Genomic DNA, 25,434 nt, shown 5'->3' with positions numbered 1-25,434 from the left:
TCTATGACTTCAGTGTTGACCAAAATCAAGCTTCGGCGGTGTGCGGTGCCAGAAGATCGTTAGCCTCGACGAGGTGCGCATCCTCTTCTCGTGCCGTCCCGCCTACGGCCACCTGTTCCCGCTGATCCCGCTGGCGCGCGCGGCACAGCGGGCCGGGCACGAGGTCGTGTTCGCGACCGGTGCGGGCTTCGTGGAGAAGGCGCGTGCGCTGGGCTTCGAGGCCCACCCGTCGGGCATCTCGATCGCCGAGGCCGAGGCGGAGGCCCGCAGGCGGCACGGCGACGCGGACGTCCCGCGGTTGCTGATCACGATGTTCGCGGACCTGGTGCCGCGGGCGACGGTCAGGGACCTCGGCGCGCTCCTGCCGAGGATCCGGCCCGACCTGGTCGTCTACGAGCAGAGCGACACCGGTGCCGCCAAGGCGGCGCGCGACGCTGGGATCCCGTTCGTCGCGCACGTGATCGGCCGCTCGATGCCTCCCGCGATCCAGCGGATGGCAGCGGAGGAGATGGCGTGGATGTGGGAGGGTGCCGCACCCGCCGACCTGATGCTGGGCGACGTCGCGATCGACCTGTGGCCGGACACCGTGCGCGATCCGGTCGTCGCGGCGCTGCCCACCGTGCTGCGGCAGCGGCCGGCGGCGTTCGACCTGGACGTGCCGATGCCCGAGTTCGGTTCGACGAAACCGTTGGTGTACCTGACGCTCGGCACGGTGTCGTTCGGTACGACGGACGTGCTCCGCAGGGCGGTCGACGGCCTCGCCCGGCTGCCGGTGAACGTCCTGGTGGCCGTCGGACCGGGTGATCCCGCGTCGCTCGGTGACGTGCCGGCGAACGTGCACGTCGCCGGTTTCGTGCCGCAGGCGGAGGTGCTCCGGCGGGCCGGACTCGTGGTGCACCACGGCGGAACGGGCACGGTGCTCGGCGCGCTCGCTGCCGGGCTGCCGCAACTGGTGCTGCCGCAGGGCGCCGACCAGTTCGTGAACGCCGACGTGCTGGCCGAGACCGGCGCGGGTGCGAAGCTCGTCGGCCAGGAGATCACCGCGGACGCCGTCATGAGCGCGGCGGGCCGTCTGCTCGACGACCCGTCGGCACGGGAGGTCGCCGTGCGGGTGGCGGCCGAGATCGCGGACATGCCGGCCCCGGCCGCCGTCGTCGAGCGGCTCAGCGCACTGGTGACGGGGTCCTGACGTCGGCTCCGGCCTCGAGGTGGTCGGGCAGCGACGCCCGGTAGATCGGCATCGCCGCGGCCGTGGTGACGATCGCGACGGCGACGAGGATCGCGAACATCTCCGGTGTCACCAGGTCGTAGGCGAGGCCGATGTTGATGAAGATGAGGATCATCAGCCCGCGGGCGTTCATCAGGCCGCCGACCGCGGAGGCGTAGCGCCACGAGTAACCCTGCGCGCGGACCACGAGTCCGCAGCCGAGGTACTTGCCGGCGAACGCGGCCAGCATGATCACCGCGAGCGGGAACCACAGCGCGCCGCCCGAGCCGAAGCCGTCCAGCCGCGTGTTGAGGCCGCTGAACGCGAAGAACACCGGCAGCAGCAGGATGGAGTTGAGGTCGGAGAGCTTGGTCTCCAGCTCGTGGCGCACGACCGGTGACTTGGGCATCGCGAGGCCGGTGATGAAGCCGCCGAACACCGAGAACACGCCGATGAGGTCGGTGTACCAGCCTGCGAGCAGGACGAGCAGCAGGATCACGGCCACCATGTCGCGGCTGAGCTCGCCGTCGCGTTCGGCTCGTTCACCGAGCTTGGCCAGCAGCTTGCGGCCCACCGTGAGCATCAGCACCGCGAAGAGCGCCGCGCCGAGGATGGTGCGCAGGGCGCCGGACGGGCTGCCGGACGCGCCCACGGCGATGATCAGCGCGAGGAACGCCCACGCCACGGCGTCGTCGATCGCGGCGGCGACCAGGGTGAGGCCGCCGATGGGGGTGTTGGCGATGCCGCGTTCCTGCAGGATCCGGGCGAGCATCGGGAACGCGGTGATCGACAGGGCGCCGCCGACGAACAGCATGAACACCCACAGGCTGGACCCCTCGGGGCTCAGCGAGTCGAAGAAGAGCAGTGCCGCGCCCGCGCCGAGCAGGAACGTGGGCACGATGCCGGAGACGGCGAGCACGGACGCCTTGCGCGCGTTGGCTCCCGTGGTGAGGCCGTGGTCCAAAGAGGACCCGACGAGGAACATGTAGAACGTCAGGCCGATCGTGCTGAGGACGTACAGGGTGCTCTTGACGTCGGCGGGGAAGAGCTGGGCCTGCACGCCGGGGGCGACGGCGCCGAGCAGCGCGGGGCCGAGCAGGACGCCGGCGACCATCTCGCCGACGACCCTGGGTTGTTTGACCAGCATGGCGAGCCGTCCGCAGACGGTGGTCGCGGCGAGCACGACCGCCAGCGCGGCGAAGACCTGCAACGCGAAGTGGATCTGGTTCACCGTGGATCTCCTGGGGTCAGTGCCGGACCGGGCAACCCTGCGTGTCGTGCGTGTCGAAGTAGCGCCCGGCAGGCCGGAGCCGGTGGGCGTGCAGCACCATGGCGGTGCCGAGCACGAGCTGGACGACGCTGCGCCAGACGTCCTCCCAGCGGTCGCGCACGCGCATCAGCGCCAGCCTGGAACGCGGTACCGGGCCGTCGCGGACGAGCAGGCACGGTCCGCGGCTGGGCAACGAGCGGGTGTGCGTGACGGAGGAGTGCGGGGTGACGCGGCGCAGCACCTCCCGGGCGGACGCGCGCATCACGATCGGGGACAGGCGCCACGCCGGGCAGGGGCGGTTGGCGGCGACGCCGAACGGGATGTGGTGTTCGTTGCGCGCCGCCGTCGTCTCCCAGCGGCCGGGGTCGAACGCGTCGGGGTCGTCGTAGCCGGTGGCGTGGTAGGCGGGGTAGTTGAAGCACAGCACCGAACCGGCGGGGAAGAACGTGCGGTCGTCCAGTTCGACGTCGGCGGTCGTGATGCGGTGGGCGATGCCGAACAACGGGTAGAGCCGGAAGGTCTCGTCGAGGACGTGGGCGAAGTACCGGTCGTCGTCGACGCGCCGGATCGCTTCGGGGTGCTGGGCCAGTGCGAGCAGCAGGTGCGCCATCGCCTCGGCCATCTGCACGACGGCGGTGTTGAAGTAGGTGCCCTGCAGGTAGTGCACCTGCTCGGTCTCCGACAACGTCCGCGGCAGCGGGTGCACGACGTCCGCGAGCCGGACCCGCAGGTAGCGCGTGAGCCGGGCACGGCGGGCGGGATGGCGCAAACCCGTGCACTTCAACGAGGTCACGACGTCGGTGGCGTGCGCGACGATCAGGTCACGCGCGTGGCGCGGGCACGGTTCGCCGAACACCAGCTCGTAGAAGTACTCGGCCCACACCGGCATCATCAGCTCGCGCAACCGCACGGAGGTGACCCGGCCGGTGATCACCTCGTCCAGCACCTTCGCGGTGCACCGCGTCGCGGCCGCCGCCAGGCTCTCGCTCGACCCCGAGAGGAACGTGCGGGTCGCGCGGGCCACGTCGTCGTAGCGCGGCCCGGCCTCCAGGTGCTCCTGGTGCACCTCGGGACCGGGGGAGAGCCAGTACCAGAACAGGTCCGAGAGCCCGGCGCCCCTGCTGCGGCCGTTCGCGGCGGGGTGGCTGTAGAGCTCCTGGAAGCGTTCGGGGCCGACCTGGTCGTTGGGGAAGGTGATGGCGTTGTCGCCGTTGACCTTCTCGAACACCTTGGCGCGCAACGCGACCACCCGTGCGGGCAACCAGTTCAGCACCGGGCCACCACCATGTCCCTGGACAGTTCGCCGCCGCACATCGCCAGGACGTGCCGGAACTCGTCGCGCAGCACGTCGAGCACCCGCCGCACGCCCTGCTCGCCGTCCGCCGCCAGGCCCCACAGCACGGGCCTGCCGATGCCGACGGCCGACGCTCCCAGTGCCAGCGCCAGCGCGATGTCCCCTCCACTGCGGACACCGCCGTCGAGCACGACCGGGACCCGTCCGGCCACCGCGTCGACCACGGCGGGCAACGCGTCGAGCGACGCCGGCACGAGGTCGAGCTGGCGTCCGCCGTGGTTGGACACGACGATGCCCGCCACGCCGTGCCCGACCGCGAGCACCGCGTCCCGCGGGTGCAGGATCCCCTTCACCCACAACGGAAGCGTCGTCATGTCCCGGATCCGGTCGAGGTGCTCCCACGACACCGCCGGCGACATCTCGATGTTCCGCAGGGCCTCCCCGGCCAGATCGCGCATGTTCTCCGCGGCGAGACCGGCGGGCAGGTCGTGGAAGCCGTGCGCGATGTCTCGCCGGTGACGGCCGAAGACAGGGGAGTCGACCGTCACGACCAACGCCGCGCAGCCCGACCGTTCCGCGCGCCGCACCAGGGCTTCCGTGACGTCCATGTCGGGCTGGACGTAGAGCTGGAACCACACCGGCCCGCCGGCGGCCGCCACGACACCGGCGATGGGCACGGTCGAGGCCATGCTCGACACGAGCGTCGTCGCGCCCGCCGCCCGCGCCGTGGCCAGTTCACCGTCGGGGTGGGCGAGCCGGTGGAACGCGGTGGGCGAGATCAGCACGGGGAACTCGTCGCTGATCTCGTTGCCCCGCAACACCCTCGGCAGCAGGGCGAGGCGCCGGAAGGCGGCCTCGTTGTCCGCGAGCACGACCTCGTCCCCGACCCCGCCCGCGAAGAAGTCGTAGTGGACGGGGTCGAGCACCGCGCGTGCCTTGTCGTGCAGTTCCGCGAGCACCGGGTTCACCTCAGGTACTCCCGCAGCGGCGCCTTGTGCACGGCCTCGCTGTCCCACTCGTTCTCGAGGTTCTCGGTGATGTGGTGCTCGTCGACGAGCACGCCGGCGCGGAACCGCCGCACCACCGGGTGCAGGTAGCGGCCGTCGAGCCCGCTGGTGTCGTCCTGCGAGGTGCGGCCGGCGGTGATGTCGAACGGGTTGACCTTGTCGTGGTCCTCGCCGTACTCCAGCGTCACCGTCAGGTACGAGGCGACGTCGCCGAACTCGCCGCGTTCCACGGCCTCGTGCAGGTGCGCGACCGGCACCTCCTCGACGTAGCGCACCGAGCCGTCCTCGCCGGTCAGCACGGCGTCGGCGAGGAACGAGAACAGCTGCCACAGCGCGGAGGTCCGGTTGACCCGTTCGACGACCGCCTCGGTGACTGCCTCGGGCGTGGGGTCGACGGAGCGGCTGGGCCAGTCGACGCCGTGGTAGCGCTGTTCCGCGATCCGGTGCAGGGCGCGCACGCCGTAGCGGAAGCCGTGGATGAACCCGCTGGTCGACTTCTTGAAGTCGCGCATCTGCGTGATCGTTCCCGCGAAGAACAGGTCCGGGACGTTCACCGACTCCCATGCCGCGGTCTGGTCCGGGAAGCGCGAGTTGATGGTGAGCTGCGGCCGGCACTCCGGGGCGAAGATCGAGGCGTCGAACCGGAACCCGGTCGCGAGGATCACCCGGTCGTAGCGGATCTCCTTGACCACCTCGTCGACCCGCTGGAAGCTGACCTTCACCAGGTAGTCGTCGCCGTCGCGGCGGATGCCCCTGATGTGCCCGTCCAGCACGGCGTTCTGCGACTTGAGCTGGTAGGTGTCGAGGAAGTTGTTGTTCACGGCCCGCAGGTGGCCGACGAAGTGCGTCTGCCACGCCAGCTTCAGCGAACCGGGCCCGGCGACGTGGATGACCGAGGCTGTCTCGACGAGGGCGTCGGCGGTCTCGAACGCCGAGTTGCCGCGCCCGATGATCAGCACCTTCTTGTTCGTGAAGTCCTGCGGGTCGACGGAGACGTCGTAGTAGTGCTCGGCGTGCTCGACACCCTCGATGTCCGGCGTGTACGGCTGCGAGACGCCCGTCGCCACGATGACCCGCTTCGCGCGGTAGGTGCCGCCGTGCTGGTCACGCACCACGAAGTCGTCCGGCCGCGTCACCGTGACGACCTTGGTGTCGTAGCGGACCGGCAGGTCGTTCTTGACGGCGAAGTCGCCGAGGTAGCGGACCATGTCGTCGGCGTTCGGGAAGTAGCGCGGGGTGTAGCCGGTGAACAGCAGCGCGGGATCGTCGGAGAGCAACGAGTTCCAGTCGACGCGCAGGTTCAGCTCGGGGTCGTCCCAGCCGGTGTGGATCTTGTTGATGGAGATCAGCTGCCGGTGCCGGGGGAAGCGGGTGAAGAACGTCCCCGCGGCCTGGCCGGACTCCAGCACCAGGTGGTCACGTCCCGCCTGTTTGAGCAGGTAGGACGCCTGCAGCCCTGCCGGACCGGCGCCGATCACGAGACACTCGGTCGTTACCTCGCTGGACACGACGTTCTCCTTCACGCAGTCAGCTGACGCTTGTCGGGTTTGCCGCTGGGAGCGACGGGTGGTTCGGAGATCGCGGTGACCCGCACGGGAGCGCAGGCCGCGCCCAGCCGTCCGGTCACGAGCGCCTGGAGCTCGCCGAGCCCGGGAACGCGATCGGCTTGGGGGACCACGAAGGCGTGCACGGCCTCGCCGGTCTCGTCGTCCGGTACCGCGACGACGTAGGCCTCGGCGACGTCCGGGTGCTCGGCGATCGCCTGCTCGATCGGGCCGATGTAGTGCAGGTTCGCGTTGACGATGACGACGTCGCGGGCCCGGCCGGTCAGGCGCAGGTAGCCGAAGGCGTCGAACCGGCCGAGGTCGCGGGTGCGGACCCAGCCGTCGACGAAGACCTCGGCGGACTCCTCCGGGTTGCCCCAGTAGCCGCAGGCCTGGCCCGGTGTGCGGACGAACAGCTCGCCGTCGCGCAGTTCCACGTCCACCGGCGGTCTGCCGACCGTGCCAGGAGGATCGTCCGGCGTGGCCATCGAGATCATCCCGGTCTCGGTCTGCCCGTAGCCGTGGAACAGAACCGGTCCCAGGGTGTCCAGTGCCTCGCGGTGCCGATCGGGGGTCAGGGGAGAGCCGGACACCAGCAGGGCTCGCAGGGTCGACAGGTCGGCGGGGTCGCGTTTCTGGGAGGCGACGAGTTTCGCCAGGCCGGGCACGGTGATCACGCGTGCGGTGGCCTTGAGGCGGGTGATCGCGTCGGCGGGGTTGTCCGCGACGACGACCGTGCCACCGGCCGTGAGGGTGAGGACCGCGTACTCGAACATCACCTGGCTCGACAGGGATCCGAACACGAGGTACCGGTCGAGCCGTGCCGCCAGCTCCCGGATCGCGGGAGGCCAGGCAGCGGGACGGGCGGTCCAGGCGTCGGTCATGGACGCGTACGTCTGGGCGCAGGCCTTCGGAGCGCCCGTGCTGCCGCTGGTGTGGATGAGCCGGGCGATGTCGCCGGGACGGCCGTCGCAGCGCAGGGGTGCGGGGGAGGAGGCGAGCAGGTCCGCGAGGTCGGCGTCCCGCAGCACCAGCTTGATGTCCAGGCTCAGCAGGTGCTCGACCTGCGCGTCCGTCAACCCCGGCCGCACCCCGGCCACCCGCGCGCCCACGGCGTGGGCCGCCAGGATCGTCGCGAACGCCTCCGCGGTCACGCCGAGCAGCAGGGCGACGCCGTCCCCGGGGCCAAGTCCCTTGCCGCGCAACCCGTTCGCGATGCGCGCGACCATGTCGAGCAACTCCGCGCCGGTCACCACGCGGGTGCCGTGCTCGAACACCGGCCGGTCCGCGGCGGCGCCGAGCACGTCGAGCACGGCCCGCGGGAACGGCTCGGTGTCACGCGCCGGCAAGGCATTCCTTCACGAACACGCCGAGCGGCTGCTGGTGGACCTCCGGCAGGTCCCAGTGGTTCTCCAGGTTCTCCGCCAGGTGGTGCGTCGCCGCGAGCACGCCGTGCCGGTAGTGGCGGACGACCGGGTGCAGGTAGCTCGCGTCTGCCGCGGTCACGGGGTCGTTCTCGGCGACACGGGGGATGCTGATGTCGAACGGGTCGACGGTGTCGTGCTCCGGCCCGTACTCCAGCGTCGCCACGAACCGGTGCTCGGCCGGGCCGAGACCGCCGTCCGCCACGAACGCGACCGGCACCTCCTCGGAGTACCGGGCGGTGTCGCCGTCGACGCTCACGACGTCGCCCATGACCGCGAACTGCTGCCACAGGCACGAAGACCTGTTCACCCTGGCGATGACGGCCTCGCTGATCGCTTCGGGTGAGAGCTCCAGATCGGTGCCCTGCCAGGGGGTGCTGTGGTTGCGGGCGCTCAGCACGCGGTGCAGCGCGCGGGCGCCGTAGCGGAAGCCGTGGATGAACCCGCTGGTCGACTTCTTGAAGTCCCGCGACTGGGTGATCGTGCCGGCGAAGTACAGGCCGGGGACGGTCGTCGACTCGAACGCCGAGGTCAGCTGCGGGAAGCGGTCCTTGATGACCAGCGCCGGCCGGCAGTCCTCCGCGAAGATCGAGGAGTCGAACCGGAATCCGGTGCACGCGATGACGCGGTCGTACTCCAGCTCGCGGGTCCTCTCGACCGAGCGCGCGTAGCGGAACTGGATCCGGAACCCGCCCTCGGGCCGTCGCTCGACGCGTTCGACACTGCCGTCGATGACCGCGTTCTCGGACTTGAGCTGGTAGGTGTCGAGGAAGTTGTTGTTCACCGCCCGCAGGTGCCCGACGTAGTGCGTCTGCCAGGCCAGCTTCACCGAGCGCGGCCCGGCGACGTGGATGACGGCGGCGTGCTCGACCAGCGCGTCGGCGGTCTCGAAGCCCGAGTTGCCCTTGCCGATCACCAGCACCCGCTGGCCGGTGAACGACTCCGGGTCCGTGTCGAAGGTGTCGTAGCGCTCGGCGTGCTCGATGCCGGGGATCGGCGGCACGTGCGGCTGGGACACCCCGGTGGCCATCACGAGGTTCTTCGCGTGCCAGGTCAGTCCACTGTGGTCGGTGACCGCGAACCCGTCGTCGTCGCGCGCGATGCTCGTGACATCGATGTCGTAGTGGACCTTCAGGCCCGCCGCGCAGTCCTGGAAGTAGCGGACGATGTCGTCGGCGTCCGGGAAGTACCGGGGCGTGTAGCGGGTGAAGAGGAGCTCGGGGTCGTCGAGCAGCAGGGAGTTCCAGTCCATCCGCATCCGCTGCTCGGGATCGGTGGATCCGGTGTGGACCTTGTTGATGGAGATGAGCTTGCGGTGCCGCGGGTAGCGGGTGAAGAACGTGCCGGCCCCGCTGCCGCGCTCCAGGACGGCGTAGTCGCGACCGTCCCGCTCGAGCAGTGCGGCGAGCTGCAAACCGGCCGGTCCCGCGCCGATGATCAGGTAGTCGTGAGCCATGGACGGGGAAGCTACCCACGCGATCTCAGAACTTTCTGAGATCGGCTGCCTACCGTCCGTGCGGTGACCACGACCGCCTCAGACACGTCCGTGGACCTGGGTTCGCCCTTGACCGTTCCGCACCTTCAGCGCGCTTCCGGGCCGCTCCCCGTTCTCGTCGGCGCCGACGTGCTCGACCGAGTCGAACGAGGCCGCGCCTACCTGCGCACGGTCCTGGCCGACGACGAGCGCCCGGTGTACGGCGCCAAGACCGGGTTCGGCGCCCTGGTGGGCTTCGCGGGCAGGTCCTCCGAAGCCGATCAATGCGACAACACCCTCGCACACCTCGGCGCGGGCCAAGGCCCCGACCTGCCCCTGGACATCGCCAGAGCCTCACTGCTCGTGCGCACCTGGTCCCTGGCGCAGGGCCTGTCCGGCGTCTCCGCGCACGTCGTCGAGGGCCTGTCCGCGATGTTCGCGACGACGTTCGTCCCGGCCATCCCGCGCTACGGCTCCGTCGGCGCCAGCGGAGACCTCATCCCGCTCGCGTACGCCGCCCAGGCGTTGCGCGGCCGCGGGCACGCCTACCTCGACGGCGTCCGCCGCCCCGCGGCCGATGCTCTTTCCTCCGCAGGACTCTCGCCGTTGCAATTGGACGGCCGCGACGCCCTGGCCCTGGTCAACGGCACCTCCGTCACGACGGCGGCGCTGGCCCTCGCCCTGTCGTCCGTGCGAGCCTCACACGTCGCTTTGACCGACCTGACGTGCCTGCTGGTCGACGTCGTCGGCGCCGATCCCGGCTTCACCGACCCGCGCCTGATCTCCGCGTTCGGCCACCCCGGTGCCGTGACGGTGGCGGGGTGGATGCGCTCCATGCTCGGCGGCACCACACCCAGCGGCCTGCGCGCTCTGCAGGAGCCGTACAGCATCCGCTGCGCACCCCAGCTCCTCGGCGCCGCCGAGGACGCCCTGCGCTACGCCGACAGCGTCGTCGCCGCGGACCTGGGCGGTGTCAGCGACAACCCGCTGTTCTTCCCCGAAGACGACCTGATCGCCCACGGCGGCAACTTCTTCGGCCAGCCCGCGGCCTTCGCCGCCGACGTCGTCGCCATGGTCACGGCCTCACTCGGCAACCTGGCCGAACGCCAGCTCGACCTGCTCGTCGACCCGGTCCGCAACACCGGCCTCCCACCCATGCTCGCCGCCGGACCAGGCCAGCAACACGGCTTGCAAGGCGTCCAACTGGCCACAACGGCGTTCGTCGCCGAGATCCGCCGCGGCGTCCTGCCGGCCAGCACGCAGAGCCTGCCGACCAACCTGCACAACCAGGACGTGGTCCCGTTCGGCACACAGGCCGCGTTGCGCGCCTACGACCTCGCGGAACTGCTGCGCCTGCTGTGCGGCTCACTCGCCCTGGGCCTGCGCCAGGCCGTGCACGTGGGTGGCCGCCGCCCGACCGCACCCCGGTGCGCGGCGTTGCTGGACGCGCTGGCCTCGGCCATCGAGCCGGTGGACCCGGACCGCCCGCTGGACGAGGACGTCCGGGTGGCGGCGGAGGTGGTGGTCAGCCGGCAGTGGTGAGGGGAGTGCGGCGGCGTTCGAGGGGGAGCGCTGGTGAGGTGAGCGGTGGTGGCGTCGCCTGGGTGGTGCCGAAGGCTCTCGCCGGGCGGCGGCCACGTGACCGCCCCAGCGACCGCCACCGCTGCCACGCGACCGCTGCCGCGTCACACCACCGCTGCCACGCTGCCACCACTCTGCTGCCCAGCCGTCACGCCGACTTGCCCCACCACCGGAATCCGCAGCGTGAACCGAGCTCCCAGCCCAGGCCGCCCCACGGCCTCGACCGTCCCACCGTGCCCGGTCACGATCTCCCGCACCAGCGCGAGCCCCAGCCCGAACCGCCCCTCACCCGCACCCCGGTGGAACCGGGCGAACAACCGCTCCGCCTCACCGGCCTCGAACCCCTCGCCGTCATCGGACACGACGAGCTCCGCCATCCCACCGCCGACCCGCACGGCCACCGAGATCCGCCCGCCCTCCGGCGTGTGCCGGACGGCGTTGGCCAGCAGCTCGTCGACGGCCCGCCGCAGCCCGGTTTCGATCCCGTGCACCACCACCGGGTGTCCGGGGTGGTCCAGGGCCAAGGTGATCCGCCGCTCGGCAGCGCGTTCGGTCTCGCCCACCACCGCGGCTTCCGCGACATCGGCCAGGTCCACGGGCCGGCCGTCGAGGCGTTGTGGGAGCTGCGCGGAGGCGAGCAGGTCGTCCACCACGTCGGCGAGGCCGCGGATCGACCTGGCCAGTGCGTCGAGGTCGGTGCGCTGGTCGGCGGGCAGGTGGGAGGCGAGCAGCTGGGCGCGCAGGTAGGCGCGGGCTATCGGGGTGCGCAGTTCGTGGCTCGCGTCGGTGACGAACCGGCGTTGTCTCGCCAGCGCTTCCGCCAGTGGGCCGACTGTGCGGCGGCTGATGCCCAGGCCGATCAGCGCTGCCACGAGCAGGCCGCAGACCAACGCGATCACCAGTGCCTGCAGCAGGTGCGCGCGGTCGGCCAGCTGGTAGCGCATGTCGAACACCGCCTGCACCGTCGTGCCGTCCGCGCCCGGTGCGGTGAGCACCCGGTACTGCGTGCCGTTCGCGGTGACGTCACGGGGCAGGGCGGTGCCCGAGCTGTGGACCGCGTCGATGTCGTCCCGCAGGGGGAACCCGCCGGGTACCTGCAGATCACCCTCGTGCAGGACGCCGTCCTCCAGCACGAACACCCACGCGCAGCGGGGGGCGATGCCCGGCACGCCGTACAGGGCGTTGTAGCGGAGTTCGCGCGACACCTGGGTTTCCTGCGCGTGCGCGATGACGACGTACGCGATCGCGCCGACGAACGCGATCATCAGCGTGATCGCCAGGCCCACCAGCACGCTGACCCGCAGCCGCGCCCGGCGGACCTCCGCCCGCTCCGCCTCCGCCCACGACCTCACAGCGCCCCCAACCGGTAACCGATGCCCTGAACGGTCTGCACGACCGAACGTCCTACCTTCGAACGCAGGTAGTGCACGTAGGTGTCCACAATGGACTGGGATGGCGCGTCGCAGAACACCGTGCGCCGCAACGCCGCCCGCGTGTGCACCGTCTCCGGGTGCGTGGCGAGCACCCGCAGCAGTGCGAACTCCCTGGTGGTGAGCGGCACCTTCTCGCCGTCGGGCAGCACGACCTGGTGCTGTTCGAGCTCCAGGCGGCCGGCGCCGATGCGCAGCACCGCGGCCAGTTCCGCCGCCCGCCGGCACAGCGCCCGCAGTCGCGCGGTCAGCTCGCCCAGGTCGAACGGCTTGGCGAGGTAGTCGTCGGCGCCGGCGTCGAGGCCGTCGATCCGGTCGTGCACCGACCCCATCGCGGTGAGCATCAGGGCCTGCGTCCGCACGGACCGGGAACGCAACCGGGACAACAGGTCCAGCCCGTCGACGACCGGCAGGACGCGGTCGATCACGACGATGTCGTAGGGCCGGGTGAGGGCGAGGTGCAGTCCGCGTTGCCCGTCGAAGGCGATGTCGACGTCGTACCCCTCACCGCGCAGCACCGCGGCTAGCAACTCCACCAGCTCCCGGTCGTCGTCCACGAGCAACAGCCGGAACCGGTGGACTGCCCGCGACTTCGTTGAGGCCCGCACGACAGCCACGATCGCACGTGATCAGCGTCGATTCAGGAGCCAACAGCCAACGGACAGGTTCACGGACGCGCCGAGAAGGCTTGGGGTGGCGCAACTTCCCCGGTCGGACGGCTTCGGCGCCCACTGAGCGCCCGCTGGTCAAAGATAAACATGTGAACCGCGGTCGTCGCGTGACCTGCGATCACGCGACGACTGTGAACGACCTACCAGGCGGGTGCCACGGCCGAGGCGGTGCGCAGTTCGCCCACCCAGCCCGCGGTCGCGATGGCGCGCAGCACGTCGTCGCCCTCCGCGAGCTTGCCGTGCGGGCCGAGAACGGCCGCGTCGCCGTCGTGCCAGCGCACCGGCAGCTTGCCGTGGCGTTCGAGCAGACCGGCGAACTTCGTCGTCAGCTTGGCGGTACCGATGTGCACCCAGCGGCTCGGGAACAGCTCCAGCAACTCCACCGTCGCCGGACCGAGCTCGGGCACCACGGTGATGCCGTGGTCGCGGCCGTATTCGACGAGGTCGCGCAGCGCGTCGGGGTCACCGTCGGGGAAGACGTGCAGGACGTTGAGCTTGTAGGCGGCCATCCGGTCGATCGCCCTGCGCATCTCGGCGGGCGGGAGCAGCGCGCTCGACACCCCGCGCCACGCGAACGCGGGGGAGTCGCGCACGTCGGCAGCGCGGACCGTGCCGTCGCGGGTCATCAGCTGCCGGAACGTCTGCACGCCGTGCCGCAGCCCGGCCTGGGTGCCCGCGCGCAGCATGATGGCGTCGTTGCTGACCAGCAGCGCGTACCCCTCGGGGCCGAGCCCGCGCATGGCCGGGTCGTGCGACACCATCAGCATGCCGTCGGGCGACTCCGCCAGCAGGTAGCCGGTCTCCCGGAAGACGTGCTCGCGCAGCATCGCCGCCGCGGTGCGCGCCTGCCCGGTCACCCGGACGGTCACGTCTTCGGTCAGTACGAACGAGCCCGTGCGACGGGGCGCGCTCGTGGGCATGGGAACAATCACCGGTTTCCTCTCCAGCGAGCTAACGCTGGGTGTATCAGCTGAGTTCCGGCAATCGGACGCGGAACGTGGTTCCGACGCCTGTCGCGCTGGTCACATCGACCGTTCCGCCGTGCGCCTCGGCGAGCTTGCGGACGATCGCGAGCCCCAGTCCGCTGCCGCCCGTGCTGCGGCTGCGGGACTTGTCCGCGCGCCAGAACCGGTCGAACACGTGCGGCAGGTCGTCCGGCGCGATGCCCGGACCGGTGTCGGTCACGGTGATCACGACCTCGCCGTTCCCGGCCGTGCCCTCCACCGCCACCGACCCGCCGGCGGGCACGTGGCGCAGCGCGTTCGAGACGAGGTTGTCGAAGATCTGCCGCAACCGCAGGGCATCGGCGCGGACGGTGAGCGAGGGGTCGGCGGACACGGTAAGAGTGACGCCGGCTTGTGCGGCTCTTGCCTCGTGCGCGGCTTGGAGCTGCTCCAACGCGGTCGCGACGGTGAGCCGTTCGAGTGTCAGGCGCAACGAGCCCGCGTCGGCGACGGCGAGGTCCTGCAGGTCGTCCACCACGTGCTGCAGCACAAGCGCTTCCTTCAGCAGCAACGCCACCAGTGCCGGATCGAGGTCGCTCACCCCGTCCTCGGCCGCCTCCAGCCAGCCGCGGATGTTGCTCAACGGCGTCCGCAGTTCGTGCGCGACGTCGCCGACCATCTCCTTGCGCGCCCGTTCCAGGTGGGCCCTGTTCGCCGCCATCGTGTTGAACGCCCTGGTGAGCCCCGCGATCTCGTCCTGCCCGCGCACCGGCACCGGCGGGATGTCGCTCCCGCCGGACAGGTGCGTCGCCGCGGCCGTCAACGCCCGCAGCGGCCGGGTGATGCGGGCCCCCGCGAACGCCGCCACCCCGATCGCCGCCAGCAGCACCGCCGCCGCGGCTCCCACGACCTGCCAGCCGTTGCCCGACAGCGAGATCGCGGTGGTCGGCGTGCCCGCCGGGTTCGTCAGGTACAGCAGGACCGGCGGCGCCACGTACGGGGCGAGCTGTTCTCTGCGCGACGCGGCCACGCACGCGGCGACGGCCGGTTCGTCCGGCGGCGGCACGCCCGAGGACTGCTTGCGCGCCGGGGTGAAGTCGGGGTCGAGGTCCACCGGTGGCAACGAGCGGCGTGCCAGGCAGGCGTTGGCCAGGTCCTCCAGGTCGAGCAGCGCGAAGAAGTCGGCCGCGGTGTCGAACGGCAGGTCCCGCTCCCGGCAGTCCAGCCGGGCCTGCTCCTTCCTGACCAGCCGCAGGCAGTACAGCGCCCCGGTCCGGTCCTCCCGGTCGCGGAAGTCGATCGGCGTGCGGAACGGCCCCAGCACCCGCTTGTCGATCCGGTCGGCGGGCGCGCCGGGCACCAGGACCGGGTCGACGGCCAGCGGGTCCACCACGGCCGCGGCCCCGGACGGCAGCTGGCCGCCACTCCCGCCCAGGTCGGCGACCGTGCGGCCGTCCTTGGTGACCAGCGCGACGCGCCGGCCAGGGTGCTGCGACACCAGTCCCTCGACGTAACCGTCCACTTCGGACCAGTCGCGGTGGCCGGCCGCGTAGTCGAGCAACGTCGTGTAGATCCTGTGGTCCGAGGCGAGCTCACGGCCCTGCTCGCGGGCGATCGACGCCTGGGTCAGCTGCGTCGCCAGCCACGCCGTCGCGGCGATCGAGCACACCGCGATCAGCACCGCCACGACGAGCAGGCGCGTGAAGACGCTACGGCGCATCAGCGCGTCCGGCCGTGAGCTTGTAGCCGATCCCGTAGACGGTCACGAGGTGCGCGGGCGCGCGCGGATCGGTCTCGATCTTGCGGCGCAGGTTCTTCACGTGCGTGTCGATCGTCCGGGCGGTCAGGAAGCTGTCGAGGCCGTGCATCCGCCGCAGCAGCTGCTCGCGGCTGAACACCCTGTCCACTTCGGACGCCAGCACCTCCAGCAGCCCGAACTCACCGGGCGTGCACTCGACCGCCTCGCCGCGCACCCGCACCTCGTGCCGCAGCTGGTCGACCACGATCGGCCCGACCTGCAGCACCGGCTCCGGTCTCGCCACGGGTACGCGCCGCAGCAACGTCCGCACGCGGGCCACCAGTTCGCGCGGGCTGAACGGCTTGGTCATGTAGTCGTCCGCGCCGAGCCCGAGCCCGTGCAACAGGTCGTCCTCAGTGGACCGTGCCGTGAGCATCAGCACCAGCACGTCCGACTCGGCCCGCAACGCCCGGCACACGTCCAGCCCGCCCAGGCCCGGCAACATCAGGTCCAGCACCACGAGAGCGGGGCCGTGCGCGCGGACCACGTCGAGCGCGTCCCGTCCGTCGTGGACCACGAGCACCCGGTGGTGGTCCTGCTCGAGGTAGCGGCGGACCAGCTCGGCCTGGTTCTCGTCGTCCTCCGCGACCAGGATGAGAGCGCTCACCGGCCGATCATATGGACGCCCTCACGGCGATCACCGGTTCGACACAGGATCCTCACAAGTGCCTCCGAAGATCCACGGCATGCGCAGGACAGTCATCGGGGCCGCGGTGCTCGTCGTGGTCGTCATCGCCGTGGTGCTGGTGGTGCGGGCCCGGCCGCCGGAGCCCGCCGCGGCCCCGCCACCGGCGGTGCAGACCACGACCGTGAGGAAGGGAGACCTCACGAACACCCGCACGCTGCAGGCCCAGCTCGGCTTCGGCGCCGCCCGCCCGGTGAAGGGCGCCGCGGGCATCGTCACGAAGCTGCCCGCCACCGGCCAGGCCACCGAGCTCGGCAAGGAGCTCTACCGCGTCGACGACCAGCCCGTCGTCGTCTTCTTCGGTGCGACGCCCCTGTTCCGCGCGCTGGACACGCCCGGTCTCAAGGGGTCGGACGTGGCGGTGGTGATGGACAACCTCGCCGCCCTGGGCTATCAGGTCGGCACCCGCCCCAAGGACGTCACCAAGGCCGAGTTCACCCCGCGAGTCGTCGAGGCGCTCAAGAAGTGGCAGAAGGCCCTCGGCGTCGAGCAGACCGGCACCCTGGCGCCGGGCCGTGTGCTCGTCCTGGACCGCCCGATGCGCGTCGGCACCGTGAAGGCCCAGCTCGGCGAGCAGGCCACGGAGGAGCTGTTCGAGGTCACCCCCACCACGCGCCTGGTCACGTTGCAGGTGCCGGTGACCGAGGCGGGGGTGCTGAAGGCGGACCTGCCGGTCACGATCATGCGTCCGGACAACCGGCCGGTCCCCGCCAAGGTGACCTCGCTGACCCAGGTGGCCGCTCCTGCCGAGAGCGGCGGCGGCCCGAAGGCCGACGTCGTGGTCACGCCGGACAACCCGGAGGACGTCGCCGACCTGGACACCGCGCCGGTCCGCCTCATGGTGACCACCGAGAGCCGCACCGGCGTCCTGACCGTGCCGCTGGCCGCGCTGGTGGCGCTGAAGGAGGGCGGTTACGCCGTGCAGCTGCCCTCCGGCGGCCTGAAGGCGGTCAAGACCGGTCTCTACTCGCAGGACAAGGTCGAGATCTCCGGTGACGGCATCGCGGACGGCCTGGAAGTGGTGACGGCCCAGTGACCCCGGTGCTCGCCCTGCGCTCGGTGACCAAGCGGTACCCCGGCGGCGTGACGGCGCTCGACGACGTGTCGCTGCAGGTCGCCTCGGGTGAGCTGCTCGCGATCGTGGGACCGTCCGGCTCCGGCAAGTCCACGCTGCTGCACCTCGTCGGCACCCTGGACCTGCCCTCGTCCGGCACCGTGGAGATCGACGGCCAGGACGTGTCCCTCCTGCCGGACCGACGCCTGTCAGCGTTGCGCGGCAGCCGGCTGGGGTTCGTGTTCCAGCAGTTCCACCTGTCCGACGGCCTCACCGCGACCGAGAACGTGGCCACCGGCCTCCTCTACGCCGGTGTGCGCCGCAAGGACCGACGCCCGCTCGCCGTGGAGGCCCTGAACCGCGTCGGCCTCGGCCACCGCACCGACCACAAGCCGCAGCAGTTGTCCGGCGGTGAACGCCAGCGCGTCGCCATCGCGCGTGCCGTGGTGAACAACCCGGCCCTGGTGCTGGCCGACGAGCCGACCGGGGCGCTCGACACGGTCACCGGGCTCGCGGTGCTGGATCTGCTGCGCGAGCTCAACGGACAGGGGACGACCATCGCGCTGATCACGCACGACCGCGACATCGCCGCATCGCTGCCCCGCCGGGTGGAACTGCGGGACGGCCGGATCGTCGCGGACACAGGAGACCAGCCCACCGTCACGTTCCCGAGCCTGAACGGCCTCACCGGATGAGCCGCCTCTCGCCCGCCGACCTGCTCGCCCTCGGCTCCCTGGGCATGCGCACCCGACGACTCCGCGCCGCGCTGTCCGCCCTCGGCATCGCCCTGGGCATCGCCACCGTCGTCGTGGTCACCGGCATCCCTGCCTCCAGCCAGCAGGCACTGCTCGACGAACTGACCGCCCTGGGCACCAACCTCCTGCGCGCCCAGCCCACCCCGCGCCAGGACGACCCCGTCCTGCTGCCCGAGTCGTCCGTCGCGATGGTCCAGCGCATCGGCCCGGTGACCGCCGCCGCGGCCGTCGCCAACACCCACACCCGAGTCCGCCGCAACGACCTCCTCGACCCCGGCCACAGCTCCGACATCACCGTCCTCGCCGCCACCCCCGGCCTGCTGGACACCGTGAACGGCCACGTCCAGAGCGGGGAGTTCCTGTCGCGGCCGGACTTCCCGGGCGTCGCCCTGGGCCACGTCGCCGCCCAGCGACTCGGCATCCCCGACGCGGGCGACCGTCCGGCGATCTTCGTGGGGGAGAGGTGGTTCACCGTGACCGGCGTGCTCGGCCCCATGCCACTGGCCCCCGACGTGGAACGCTCGGTGCTCGTCGGCTGGGACGCGGCCCGCACGCACCTGGGCTTCGACGGCCACCCGACCGTCGTCTACGTGAAGGCCCGCGAGGAGTCCATGGAGGACGTCCGCGCGATCCTGCCCGCCACGCTCCACGGCGAGATCCCCGGCCTGGTGCAGGTGAGCCGCCCGTCCGACGCGCTGGCGGCGAAACGCGCCACGCAGAACTCCTACAGCGCGTTGTTCCTCGGCCTCGCGGGCGTCGCACTGCTCGTCGGCGGCGTCGGCGTGGCGAACACGATGGTGATCTCCGTGCTCGAACGCCGCAGCGAGATCGGCCTGCGCCGCGCCCTCGGAGCCACCCGCGGCCACATCCGCGCGCAGTTCCTGACCGAGGCGGTCCTGCTCTCCGGCCTGGGCGGGCTGGCGGGCACCGCGCTGGGGGCACTGGGCGTCGCGGGTTACGCGACGCTGCACCGCTGGCCGCTCGTCATCCCGCTCGAAGTGCTGGCCGCGGGCGTGCTCGCCGCGTTCGTCGTGGGCGCCGCCGCCGGTCTCTACCCCTCCATCCGCGCCTCCCGGCTCACCCCGACCCAGGCGCTCGCCGCGTGACGAAAGGAAGACCCACGATGAAGAAGGCCGCCCTGACCCTCCTGCTGCTCCTGGCCGCGTGCTCCAAACCCGAGGCACAGCCCCAGGTCGCCTCGATCTCGACGCCGCCGAGCAGTGCGGCCGCGACGTCGGCCGCCCAGGAACAACGCCCCCGCGAACGTCTCGACATGACCCCGGAGGACCTCGAGGCCCTCAACGTCCCGTACGACCAGTGCATGGCGAGCCACGGCCTGGACAAGAAGGGCCGCGCCGCCGAGGGCAGCGGTCACCCGCAGCCCACCAAGGAGGAGCTCGACAAGGCGCTCCAGGCGTGCGAGTCGAAGACCCCGCTGCCCCCGTGGGAGAAGGACTCCTCCAACCCGGAGGCGGTCGACTTCGCCAACCGCGTCGTGCAATGCCTGCGCGGCAAGGGAGTCCGTTACGTCGAGGTGCACAACGAACCGGGCGCGGAGATGGTCAGCTACGCGCTGGGCGGCCCGAACAACGACGCCGCGTCGATCACGCTCGGCCTTGAGCACGCCAAGGACTGCGAGATCGCGAGCTCCAAGAAGTGACGCGTGGAGCGGGGGCCGCGACGGCCCCCGCTCACCTCAGGCGAGCATGTCCTGCACCAAAGGCACGACCTTCGTCCCGTACAGCTCGATCGTCCGCATCAGCGACTCGTGCGGCAGCCCGCCGATCCCGTACTTCAGGTCGAACCGGCTGGCGTCGAGCTTCTTCATGGTGCGCGCCATCTTCTCCGCGACCGTCTCCGGCGACCCGACGAACAGCGCGCCGTGCGGCCCCACCTCGTGCGCGTACGACTCCGGCGTCGGGGTGGCGAACCCCCGCGTCTTGCCGAGCCGGCCGATCATGTCGAGGTAGTGCGGCCAGAACTCCTCCCGCGCCTGTTCGTCGGTCGGTGCCACGTGACCGGGGGAGTGGATGCCGATCGGCAGCGGGTCGCGGCCGAACTTCTCCAGCGCGTGCCGGTAGAGCTCCGAGAACGGCGCGAACCGGCCGGGGTGGCCGCCGATGATCGCGAGCATCAGCGAGAAGCCGTAGGAGGCCGCGCGCACCACGGACTGCGGGCTGCCGCCTACACCGATCCACGTCGGGAACGGTTCGGTGTAGGGCACGACGTCCTGCTCGTGCAGTGCCGCTCGGGTCTTGCCCTGCCAGGTGATCGGGCCGCCCTTGAGCAGCTCCGCGAACAGGTGCGTCTTCTCCTCGAACAGGTCCTCGTAGTCCGCGAGGTCGTAGCCGAACAGCGGGAACGAGTCCACACTGGACCCGCGGCCCAGGATGACCTCCGCGCGGCCGCCGGACACGGCGTTCAGCGTCGAGAAGCGCTGGTACACGCGCACCGGGTCGTCCGAGCTGAGCACCGTCACCGCCGAACCGAGGTGGATCGACGACGTGCGGGCGGCGATCGCGGCCAGCACCACGTCGGCCGCCGACAGCGGCATGTCCGGGGTGTGGTGCTCGCCGATGCCGAAGAAGCCGAGGCCGACCTGGTCGGCGAGCACGCCCTGCTCGACGACGTTGCGGATGGTCTGGGCGTGCGAGAGCGGGGTGCCGGAGGCGTCCTGGGTGACGTCGCCGAACGTGTCGAGTCCGAACGTGGTGGTCATGACTGCTCCTTGACGAAGTTCTCGAATTCCTGCCTGCGGGCCGCGACGCCGAATAGAGGGCTGCCGGGTTCCAGCAGCCGTCCCGCGGCCAGGGGTCCCACCGGCACCGGGTCGAACCCGATGCGTTCCAGGAACTCCGCGACGGCCCGCACGGCGTCCGGCGAGTCACCGGCGATGCCGACGGCGCGGCCACCGGCGGGTTCCATGTCCTGGTAGGCGACGTGGTTGAGGGTCTTCACGACGTCGGCGCCCGCCAGCCGGCGCGCGACCTCCTCGCTCGTGCCCAGGGGAGCCTCGGCGGGCGGCCAGTGGTTCATGGAGTCGATGACGACCTTGCCCGCGAACATCCCCGGTTCGAGCGCGGGGAACCGGTGCCACGGGATGGCCAGCACGACGAGGTCCGCGTTCGCGACCGCGTCGGCGGCCGGCAGCGCGACGGCGCCGGGGGCGAGGAACTCGGTGATCATCTCGATCCGCGCCGGGTCACCCGACCCCGCGATGCCCACCTCGTAGCCCGCCGCCAGGGCCAGTCGCGCGAGGACGGGACCGACGTGGCCCGCACCGAGAACAGCGATCTTCACAGCACACCCGACCTCGCTAGTTGATGTATCACCTAGCTTAACCGGACCAGCCCCCGTTTATTCCGGTGGGGTGCCGGGCGGGTTATCTTCGAGTCGTGTGGGCTTTGGGTGACGCGTACGAGCGCTACGTCGGCCGGTGGAGCCGGCCCGTCGCGGCGGAGTTCCTGCGCTGGCTGGACGTGCCGCACGGCCGCACGTGGCTCGACGTCGGCTGTGGCACGGGCGCGCTGACCGAGGCGGTGCTGGCGCACGCGCAGCCGGCCGCGGTCACCGGCCTGGACCCGTCCGAAGGCTTCCTGGAACGCGCCCGGGACCGCGTCCCCGACGCCCGGTTCGCCGTCGGCGATGCCACCGACCTGGGCGGACGCACCGCCGACGTCGTGGTCAGCGGGCTCGTGCTCACGTTCGTGCCCGACGCAGCCCAGGCAGTGCGGGAGTTCGCCCGCGTCGCTCCGTGCGTCGCCTCCTACGTGTGGGATTACGCGAGTGGCATGCAGATGATGCGGCTGTTCTGGGACGCCGCGAAGGACGTCGACCCCGCCGCGGCGGCGCACGACGAAGGACTGCGCTTCAGCGACGTGAGCGGTGCCGAGCCCTTGCGCGCCCTGTGGACCGGCGCCGGGCTGCGCGACGTCGAGGTGACGGGCATCGTCGTGCACACGGTCTTCCGCGACTTCACCGACTTCTGGGAACCGTTCCTCGGTGGCACCGGCGCCGCACCCGCCTACGCCGCGAAGCTGCCGCCGGAGCAGCGCGACGCCGTCCGCGACCTGCTCCGCTCCCGTCTCCCGGCGCAGGGCCCGATCAACCTGACCGCGAGGGCCTGGGCCGTCAGAGGGTCGCGCTGAGGAACCGCTCCAGGTGCGGGTTCACGTCTGCGGCGTGCGTGAGGCTCAGGAAGTGCGCGCCGCCCTCGACGAGCACGAGCGGCTCGGCCTCGGGCAGCGCCGCGACGAGTGCCTCGGCCTTCGCCACCGGGTAGGCGAGGTCGGCGGTGCCGTGCAGCACCAGCGCGGGTACGTCGATCCCGGTGACCCGGTCCAGCACGCCCTCACGGCCGACCAGGGCGTTCATGATCAGCCGCAGCCGCTCGGGCTCGACCTCGCTCCACTTCGGCGTCCACTCGGACGGGTCGTACTCGCCCAGGCAGATCTTCGCGACGGCCTCGGTCACCGTCTCCGGGCCCTGTGCGATCCAGACCTCGGCGAGCTGCTGGTAGGCGTCGGAGATCTGCTGGTCCTCGGTCTCGCCGGACGTGCCGAGCAGCACGAGCGCCGTCACCCGTTCCGGTGCCAGCAACGCCATCCGCAGCGCCACGAACCCGCCCTGGCTGGTGCCGGCGACAGCCGCACTGCCGATCTTCAGCTCGTCGAGCACGGCGAGCGCGTCGCGGGCGACGTCCCAGTGGTCGAACGGCGCGGTCGCGGGCGTGGCGCCGTGGCCGCGCTCGTCGATCGCGACCAGCCGGTACCGGTCACCGAGCGCCTCGACCTGCGGCGCCCACATCGACGCGTCCATCAGGAAGCTGTGCAGCAGCACGACCGCCGGGCCGTCCCCGCCGTGGTCCACGTAGGACACCAGCTGCCCGTCCGCAGTGGTCACCGTGGTCATGCCGCACACCCCGTCCCGCATAGTGGATCTTCAGCACCGCCCGCCCGGTTCGCTCTACCCTGCCCGGATGCGACAAGTGTTCAGGAGCGCGGTGCTGCTCCTGCTGCTGGTGATCGTCGTCCCCGCACCGGCGTACGCGCAACAAGAGCAGCCACCGCTGGTCCGCGTCGGCACGGAGGGCACCTACCCGCCGTTCTCGTTCCACGACCCCCAGACCCAGGAACTCACCGGCTACGACATCGAGGTCGTCAAGGCGATCGGCGCGAAAGCGGGCTGGCGGCTGGAGTTCGTCGAGACGCAGTGGGACGCGATCTTCCCCGCCCTCGACGCCCAGCGGATCGACCTCGTCGCGAACCAGGTGTCGCGCAACCCCGAACGCGCCGCGAAGTACGGCCTGTCGAGCACCTACACCTACTCGCGCGGCGTCATCGTCCGGCGCACCGGCGACGACCGGATCAAGTCCACCGCGGACCTCAGCGGCAGGACCACCGCCCAGTCCAGCACCAGCAACTGGGCGAAGGTCGCCCGCGACGCCGGCGCGAAGGTCGAGGCCGTCGAAGGGTTCGCCCAGGCCGCCGCGCTGCTGCAACAGGGCCGCGTCGACGCCATCGTCAACGACAACATCGCCGTGCTCGACTACCTCGCCACCACCGGCTCCAAGGACGTCGAGATCGCGGGCGACGCCGGCCAGGCGGGCAGCGAACAGGTGCTGGCACTGCGCCAGGCCGACGCCGCGCTGCTGTCGCAGGCGAACCAGGCGATCGACGCGCTGAAGGCCGACGGCACGTTGCGCGGCATCTCCGAGAAGTACTTCAAGGCCGACGTGTCCGTGCGGGACGGCGGCGCGGCGGACCTGTCCGAAGGCCGTGGCCCGCGCAGCACGTGGGACGTCCTGCGCTCGACGGCATGGCCGATGTTCGTGGGCCTGGTCAAGGTCACCGTCCCGCTGACCGCGCTGTCGTTCGCGATCGGACTCGCGCTCGCGTTGCTGGTGGCGTTGGCCCGGATCTCGCCGTACCGGGTGCTGTCGGGCCTCGCGCGGGCGTTCATCTCGGTCATCCGCGGCACCCCGCTGCTGCTGCAGCTGTTCATCGTCTTCTACGGCCTTCCGCAGATAGGCCTGAAGTTCCCGCCCTTCACCGCCGCCGTCATCGCGTTCTCGCTGAACGTCGCCGGCTACGCGGCCGAGGTGATCCGCTCGGCGATCCTGTCCGTGCCGCGCGGCCAGTTCGAGGCGGCGTCCACGATCGGCTTCGGCTACGCGCAGACGTTGCGCCGCATCGTGCTGCCCCAGGCCGCCCGCACCGCCGTGCCGCCGCTGTCCAACACGCTGCTGTCGCTGCTGAAGGACACGTCACTGGGGTCGGTCGTGCTGCTGACCGAACTCTTCCGCGAATCCCAGCTGGCCGCGGCCGAGAGCAACGAGTTCCTCGCCCTGTACTCGTTCGCGGGGCTCTACTACTGGGTGGTCTGCGTGGCGCTGTCCGCCGCGCAGAAACGACTGGAGACCAGGCTGAACAGGTACGTGATCGCATGAACGACATCCGCATCGAGGTCTCCGGGCTGCACAAGTCCTTCGGCGACCTGGACGTCCTGCGCGGCATCGGCTTCAGCACCCCGCGCGGCACCTCGACCGTCCTGCTGGGCCCGTCCGGCTCCGGCAAGACCACCCTGCTGCGCTCGCTCAACGCCCTCGACACGCCCGATCGCGGCGTGGTCCGCATCGACGACGTGTCGGTCGACTTCTCCGCCCTGCCACCGGGCAAGGCGGGCCGGGCCGCGGCCGCGCGCCTGCGGTCGCGCAGCGGCATGGTCTTCCAGTCGCACAACCTCTTCCCGCACCGCACTGTCCTGCAGAACCTCACCGAGGGGCCGGTCGTCGCCCAGAAGCGCCCGCTGGAGGAGGTGGTGGGCGAGGCACGGGGGTTGCTGGACCAGGTGGGCCTCGCGGACAAAGCCGATTCGTACCCGTACCAGCTTTCCGGCGGCCAGCAACAACGCGTGGGCATTGCCCGTGCGCTGGCTTTGAAACCTCGAGTCGTGCTGTTCGACGAACCCACGTCGGCACTCGATCCGGAACTCGTGGGGGAGGTGCTCGCCGTGATCAAAGATCTCGCCACGGAAGGGTGGACCACGGTCATCGTCACACACGAGATCCGGTTCGCCGAGCGGGTCGCCGACCAGGTGTTGTTCCTGGACGGTGGCGTGATCGTCGAGCACGGACCGCCTGGTCAGGTCATCTCCGACCCGCGGGAAGAACGCACCCGGCGGTTCCTGCGGCGCGTTCTCGACCACGGCTGAAATGATTCTTGAGGATAGGCTCGCCTAATTCCTTTCGAATTGCGGGGCTCCTGCGGTGGTGGCATCGTCGCGATTACCGAACCT

Annotated in this window: 23 protein-coding genes; 9 read left to right on the top strand and 14 right to left on the bottom strand. The window is 71.2% G+C overall.

The genetic code is table 11. The annotated features are described in order from the left end of the window. Positions 1-73 precede the first annotated feature (73 nt). Entirely contained in the window at positions 74-1,189 is a 1,116-nt protein-coding gene (locus DFR72_RS12865) for a glycosyltransferase (protein WP_090063533.1), read from the top strand. Here the strand turns inward: DFR72_RS12865 and DFR72_RS12860 are convergent. From DFR72_RS12860 to DFR72_RS12835, 6 genes are read right to left on the bottom strand one after another with little or no spacing between them, the layout of a single operon-like run. Then, entirely contained in the window at positions 1,164-2,438 is a 1,275-nt protein-coding gene (locus DFR72_RS12860) for a cation:proton antiporter domain-containing protein (RefSeq protein ID WP_090062391.1), read from the bottom strand. The two genes, DFR72_RS12865 and DFR72_RS12860, sit on opposite strands and share 26 nt — an antisense overlap. A 16-nt stretch (positions 2,439-2,454) precedes the next feature. Next, the gene (locus DFR72_RS12855; RefSeq protein WP_245982855.1) at positions 2,455-3,750 is read right to left on the bottom strand and encodes a cytochrome P450; all 1,296 of its coding nucleotides are present in this window, start codon (positions 3,748-3,750) and stop codon (positions 2,455-2,457) included. Next, positions 3,744-4,730, bottom strand: coding sequence for an alpha-hydroxy acid oxidase (locus DFR72_RS12850; protein ID WP_211335403.1), 987 nt, complete (start codon positions 4,728-4,730; stop codon positions 3,744-3,746). The genes DFR72_RS12855 and DFR72_RS12850 overlap by 7 nt, the downstream gene beginning before the upstream one ends. Positions 4,731-4,735: 5 nt before the next feature. Continuing rightward, positions 4,736-6,286 (bottom strand): NAD(P)-binding domain-containing protein, encoded by a 1,551-nt coding sequence (locus tag DFR72_RS12845; protein WP_090063534.1) that lies wholly within the window; start codon positions 6,284-6,286, stop codon positions 4,736-4,738. An 11-nt stretch (positions 6,287-6,297) separates the two neighbouring features. Next, complete coding sequence (locus DFR72_RS12840) at positions 6,298-7,671, bottom strand: class I adenylate-forming enzyme family protein (RefSeq protein ID WP_211335401.1); 1,374 nt, start codon at positions 7,669-7,671, stop codon at positions 6,298-6,300. Continuing rightward, positions 7,658-9,202: an NAD(P)-binding domain-containing protein gene (locus DFR72_RS12835; protein WP_090062396.1), complete on the bottom strand. Its 1,545-nt coding sequence runs from the start codon at positions 9,200-9,202 to the stop codon at positions 7,658-7,660. Before DFR72_RS12835 ends, DFR72_RS12840 begins: the two co-directional genes overlap by 14 nt. 63 nt (positions 9,203-9,265) lie before the next feature. On the opposite strand from DFR72_RS12835, the gene DFR72_RS12830 reads away from it, so the two are divergent. Next, a complete protein-coding gene (locus DFR72_RS12830; RefSeq protein ID WP_211335400.1) occupies positions 9,266-10,762 on the top strand; it encodes an aromatic amino acid ammonia-lyase in 1,497 nt (498 codons plus the stop codon). 143 nt (positions 10,763-10,905) lie between these two features. Here DFR72_RS12830 and DFR72_RS12825 read toward each other — a convergent pair whose 3' ends face one another. The 5 genes from DFR72_RS12825 to DFR72_RS12805 form a co-directional block, all read right to left on the bottom strand. Continuing rightward, a complete protein-coding gene (locus tag DFR72_RS12825; protein WP_245982853.1) occupies positions 10,906-12,153 on the bottom strand; it encodes a sensor histidine kinase in 1,248 nt (415 codons plus the stop codon). Beyond that, positions 12,150-12,839: a response regulator transcription factor gene (locus DFR72_RS12820; protein WP_245982851.1), complete on the bottom strand. Its 690-nt coding sequence runs from the start codon at positions 12,837-12,839 to the stop codon at positions 12,150-12,152. Before DFR72_RS12820 ends, DFR72_RS12825 begins: the two co-directional genes overlap by 4 nt. Before the next feature lie 203 nt (positions 12,840-13,042). Continuing rightward, positions 13,043-13,834, bottom strand: a complete 792-nt coding sequence (locus DFR72_RS12815) for a glycoside hydrolase family 20 zincin-like fold domain-containing protein (RefSeq protein WP_256237108.1) — start codon at positions 13,832-13,834, stop codon at positions 13,043-13,045. A 34-nt stretch (positions 13,835-13,868) separates the two neighbouring features. Continuing rightward, a complete protein-coding gene (locus DFR72_RS12810) occupies positions 13,869-15,566 on the bottom strand; it encodes a HAMP domain-containing sensor histidine kinase (RefSeq protein WP_090062399.1) in 1,698 nt (565 codons plus the stop codon). Continuing rightward, complete coding sequence (locus DFR72_RS12805; protein WP_090062400.1) at positions 15,556-16,251, bottom strand: response regulator transcription factor; 696 nt, start codon at positions 16,249-16,251, stop codon at positions 15,556-15,558. Before DFR72_RS12805 ends, DFR72_RS12810 begins: the two co-directional genes overlap by 11 nt. Positions 16,252-16,330: 79 nt before the next feature. Between DFR72_RS12805 and DFR72_RS12800 the strand changes: the two genes are divergently transcribed. From DFR72_RS12800 to DFR72_RS12785, 4 genes are read left to right on the top strand one after another with little or no spacing between them, the layout of a single operon-like run. Next, a complete protein-coding gene (locus DFR72_RS12800) occupies positions 16,331-17,365 on the top strand; it encodes an efflux RND transporter periplasmic adaptor subunit (RefSeq protein ID WP_170176240.1) in 1,035 nt (344 codons plus the stop codon). Further along, the gene (locus DFR72_RS12795) at positions 17,362-18,078 is read left to right on the top strand and encodes an ABC transporter ATP-binding protein (RefSeq protein WP_090062404.1); all 717 of its coding nucleotides are present in this window, start codon (positions 17,362-17,364) and stop codon (positions 18,076-18,078) included. Before DFR72_RS12800 ends, DFR72_RS12795 begins: the two co-directional genes overlap by 4 nt. Next, the gene (locus DFR72_RS12790; protein WP_090062405.1) at positions 18,075-19,244 is read left to right on the top strand and encodes an ABC transporter permease; all 1,170 of its coding nucleotides are present in this window, start codon (positions 18,075-18,077) and stop codon (positions 19,242-19,244) included. Before DFR72_RS12795 ends, DFR72_RS12790 begins: the two co-directional genes overlap by 4 nt. Before the next feature lie 17 nt (positions 19,245-19,261). After that, complete coding sequence (locus tag DFR72_RS12785) at positions 19,262-19,798, top strand: hypothetical protein (RefSeq protein WP_090062407.1); 537 nt, start codon at positions 19,262-19,264, stop codon at positions 19,796-19,798. A 36-nt stretch (positions 19,799-19,834) separates the two neighbouring features. Here the strand turns inward: DFR72_RS12785 and DFR72_RS12780 are convergent, their stop codons facing one another. Both DFR72_RS12780 and DFR72_RS12775 read right to left on the bottom strand, forming a co-directional pair. Beyond that, positions 19,835-20,857 carry an LLM class flavin-dependent oxidoreductase gene (locus DFR72_RS12780; RefSeq protein WP_090062408.1) on the bottom strand — a complete coding sequence of 341 codons (1,023 nt, stop codon included), beginning with the start codon at positions 20,855-20,857 and terminating at the stop codon, positions 19,835-19,837. After that, complete coding sequence (locus tag DFR72_RS12775; protein WP_090062410.1) at positions 20,854-21,438, bottom strand: NADPH-dependent F420 reductase; 585 nt, start codon at positions 21,436-21,438, stop codon at positions 20,854-20,856. The genes DFR72_RS12780 and DFR72_RS12775 overlap by 4 nt, the downstream gene beginning before the upstream one ends. A gap of 95 nt (positions 21,439-21,533) precedes the next feature. Here DFR72_RS12775 and DFR72_RS12770 point away from each other — a divergent pair, with 95 nt between their 5' ends. Continuing rightward, positions 21,534-22,286 (top strand): class I SAM-dependent methyltransferase, encoded by a 753-nt coding sequence (locus DFR72_RS12770; protein ID WP_090062411.1) that lies wholly within the window; start codon positions 21,534-21,536, stop codon positions 22,284-22,286. Here the strand turns inward: DFR72_RS12770 and DFR72_RS12765 are convergent. Then, positions 22,270-23,049 carry an alpha/beta fold hydrolase gene (locus tag DFR72_RS12765; RefSeq protein WP_170176239.1) on the bottom strand — a complete coding sequence of 260 codons (780 nt, stop codon included), beginning with the start codon at positions 23,047-23,049 and terminating at the stop codon, positions 22,270-22,272. The genes DFR72_RS12770 and DFR72_RS12765 overlap by 17 nt on opposite strands. A gap of 67 nt (positions 23,050-23,116) precedes the next feature. Here DFR72_RS12765 and DFR72_RS12760 point away from each other — a divergent pair, with 67 nt between their 5' ends. Both DFR72_RS12760 and DFR72_RS12755 read left to right on the top strand, forming a co-directional pair. Then, positions 23,117-24,586, top strand: a complete 1,470-nt coding sequence (locus tag DFR72_RS12760) for an ABC transporter substrate-binding protein/permease (protein WP_090062414.1) — start codon at positions 23,117-23,119, stop codon at positions 24,584-24,586. Next, positions 24,583-25,350, top strand: coding sequence for an amino acid ABC transporter ATP-binding protein (locus DFR72_RS12755; protein ID WP_090062416.1), 768 nt, complete (start codon positions 24,583-24,585; stop codon positions 25,348-25,350). Before DFR72_RS12760 ends, DFR72_RS12755 begins: the two co-directional genes overlap by 4 nt. The last annotated feature ends 84 nt before the right edge of the window (positions 25,351-25,434 follow it).

This window comes from Lentzea flaviverrucosa (genome assembly GCF_003350445.1).
Taxonomy (GTDB): domain Bacteria; phylum Actinomycetota; class Actinomycetes; order Mycobacteriales; family Pseudonocardiaceae; genus Lentzea; species Lentzea californiensis.
The sequence above is the reverse complement of the archived record's forward strand: the minus strand, read 5'-3'. Positions and strand labels throughout refer to the sequence as shown.

What these genes read in the sequence shown, in the direction of transcription:
- DFR72_RS12835 (WP_090062396.1), bottom strand. Translation starts at nt 9,202, where the DNA reads ATGGCTCACGACTACCTGATCATCGGCGCGGGACCGGCCGGTTTGCAG.
- DFR72_RS12810 (WP_090062399.1), bottom strand. Translation starts at nt 15,566, where the DNA reads ATGCGCCGTAGCGTCTTCACGCGCCTGCTCGTCGTGGCGGTGCTGATC.
- DFR72_RS12800 (WP_170176240.1), top strand. Translation starts at nt 16,331, where the DNA reads ATGCGCAGGACAGTCATCGGGGCCGCGGTGCTCGTCGTGGTCGTCATC.
- DFR72_RS12790 (WP_090062405.1), top strand. Translation starts at nt 18,075, where the DNA reads ATGAGCCGCCTCTCGCCCGCCGACCTGCTCGCCCTCGGCTCCCTGGGC.
- DFR72_RS12785 (WP_090062407.1), top strand. Translation starts at nt 19,262, where the DNA reads ATGAAGAAGGCCGCCCTGACCCTCCTGCTGCTCCTGGCCGCGTGCTCC.
- DFR72_RS12780 (WP_090062408.1), bottom strand. Translation starts at nt 20,857, where the DNA reads ATGACCACCACGTTCGGACTCGACACGTTCGGCGACGTCACCCAGGAC.
- DFR72_RS12765 (WP_170176239.1), bottom strand. Translation starts at nt 23,049, where the DNA reads ATGACCACGGTGACCACTGCGGACGGGCAGCTGGTGTCCTACGTGGAC.
- DFR72_RS12760 (WP_090062414.1), top strand. Translation starts at nt 23,117, where the DNA reads ATGCGACAAGTGTTCAGGAGCGCGGTGCTGCTCCTGCTGCTGGTGATC.
- DFR72_RS12755 (WP_090062416.1), top strand. Translation starts at nt 24,583, where the DNA reads ATGAACGACATCCGCATCGAGGTCTCCGGGCTGCACAAGTCCTTCGGC.